Raw genomic sequence first — 2,059 nt, 5'->3', positions numbered from 1 at the left:
CGAGCCGCAGACCGAGTCGGCCGAAACCGCTGAATGCGGCCGCGCCCACGGGCCCCCGGGGCCCGCCGGGCGCGCGGAGGTACCCCGCCAGCAAGGTGGTGGTGTGCCCGGCGGGGGCGTTGGTGCGGCTGCCGGGCGGGCGGGCCCTGGTGCTGGAGGAGCCGCTCGGGCCCGCGTCCGGGGCCCGGCTGTGGTGGGCGCGGGTGCCGGAGCCGGTGCCGGAGCTGTTGCGGCGGTACGGGCGGCCCATCCGGTACGGGTACACGGACCGGGATCAGCCGCTGTCGGCGTATCGGACGGTGTTCGCGGTGCCGTCGCCCGACGGGAGCGGTTCGGCGGAGATGCCGAGTGCCGCGCGGCCCTTCACGGTCGCGCTGGTGGCGGAGCTGGTGCGCCGGGGGGTGCTGTTCGCTCCGCTGTCCCTGCACACGGGGGTGGCGTCGGCGGAGGCGCACGAGCCGCCCTACCCGGAGCGGTTCGCGGTACCGGCGGCGACGGCGTGGCTGGTCAACGCCGTACGGGCGGCGGGCAGCGGGCGGGTGATCGCGGTGGGGACGACGGCCGTGCGGGCGCTGGAGTCGGCGGCGGGGGCGGACGGGGTGGTCCGGCCGGCCGAGGGGTGGACGGACCTCGTGGTGACGCCGCAGCGGGGCGTGCGGGTGGTGGACGGGCTGCTGACCGGGCTGCACGAGCCGCAGGCCTCGCATCTGCTGATGCTGGAGGCGGTGGCGGGGCGCGAGGCGCTGCGCCGCGGGTACGAGGCGGCGCTCCAGGAGCGGTACCTCTGGCACGAGTTCGGGGACGTCCACCTCATCCTGACGGATGAGGAACATAACGCTCCGGATTGCTTCAGCAACGAGCGGTGAGGCTGTCACCTCGCCGATGTGAGCCCAGGCATAGGGCCCACGTCACTTACGAACGTACCTAGTGGGCACATAAGGGCGATTTGAGCAGGCGTGGGCCAGGGTCATTTCGGACGAACAGGACCCTGTTCCACTACCCACCTTCGTACGTCACACCTTTGCCACACGATTTTGCTGCCGCTAAGAATTGCTCTCGTCCCCGACGGAGGTGCGCATCACCGCCTCCGGTCTCGTCCTCCGTGAGGACACCTGAGCATTCGAAGAGGTAGCCCTACATGTCTGCGACTCGCATTCCCCGTCGTCTCCGTCGTCTGAGCAAGGTCCAGAAGATCTCCGTGGCCGGTGTGTCGGCCCTGGGCGTCGCCGCCCTGACCTTCTCGCTCGTCCCGTCGAACGCCGATGCCGAGATTGCCCCGCAGGCGGCAGCCGCCGCCGCTCCCGTGGCCTTCACCAACGCCGCGGGGTCCGCACAGGCCAAGACCGTGCAGAACAGCATGATCGAGCAGCACTCCACCGCCGAGAAGCTCGTGAAGGCCGCCGACGCCGCGAAGGCGAAGGCCGCCGCCGAGACCAAGGCCAAGGCCGCCAAGGCCAAGGCCGCGTCCGAGGCGAAGGCCAAGGCCGCCGCCGACGCGAAGGACAAGGCCGAGAAGGCCGCCAAGGCCAAGGCGGACGCGAAGAAGCGCGCGTCCGAGAAGGCCAACCGCTCCACCGCGCGCAAGCCCGTCTACGCCAACAACCTGGACGGCTGGATCCGCGAGGCCATGTCGATCATGAAGAAGGAAGGCATCCCGGGCTCGTACGACGGGATCCACCGCAACATCATCCGGGAGTCCAGCGGTAACCGCTGGGCCATCAACAACTGGGACATCAACGCCCAGAACGGCATCCCCTCCAAGGGTCTGCTCCAGGTGATCCAGCCGACCTTCGACCGCTACCACGTGGCGGGCACCAAGAAGGACCTGTACGACCCGGTCGCCAACATCGTCGCCGCCTGCAACTACGCGGCCGACCGCTACGGCTCCATGGACAACGTGAACAGCGCGTACTGATCCGCTGAGACCAGCCGTACACACGCCGGAGGGCCGGTACCCCCCCGGGGGTGCCGGCGCCGGGGGGGGGGCGGAACGGGCGGGGGGGCCCGCGTTGGGCCGGACCCGGGGGGGGGGGGGGGGGCGCGGGGGGGGGCCCCGCCG

General features: G+C 71.5%; 2 protein-coding genes. Both read left to right on the top strand.

Going from position 1 to position 2,059, the window contains the following annotated elements; translation table 11 throughout:
- Positions 1–866 (top strand): S-adenosylmethionine:tRNA ribosyltransferase-isomerase (locus JS521_RS10985; protein ID WP_239487088.1); only part of this gene is annotated, 866 nt, incomplete at its 5' end.
- 272 nt (positions 867–1,138) lie between these two features.
- A complete protein-coding gene (locus tag JS521_RS10980; protein WP_205082536.1) occupies positions 1,139–1,915 on the top strand; it encodes a transglycosylase SLT domain-containing protein in 777 nt (258 codons plus the stop codon).
- Positions 1,916–2,059 lie beyond the last annotated feature (144 nt).

This window comes from Streptomyces durocortorensis, from assembly GCF_016901035.1.
GTDB lineage: Bacteria > Actinomycetota > Actinomycetes > Streptomycetales > Streptomycetaceae > Streptomyces > Streptomyces durocortorensis.
Note: the sequence above shows the minus strand (reverse complement) of the source record. Positions and strands in the feature narration are given on the sequence as shown.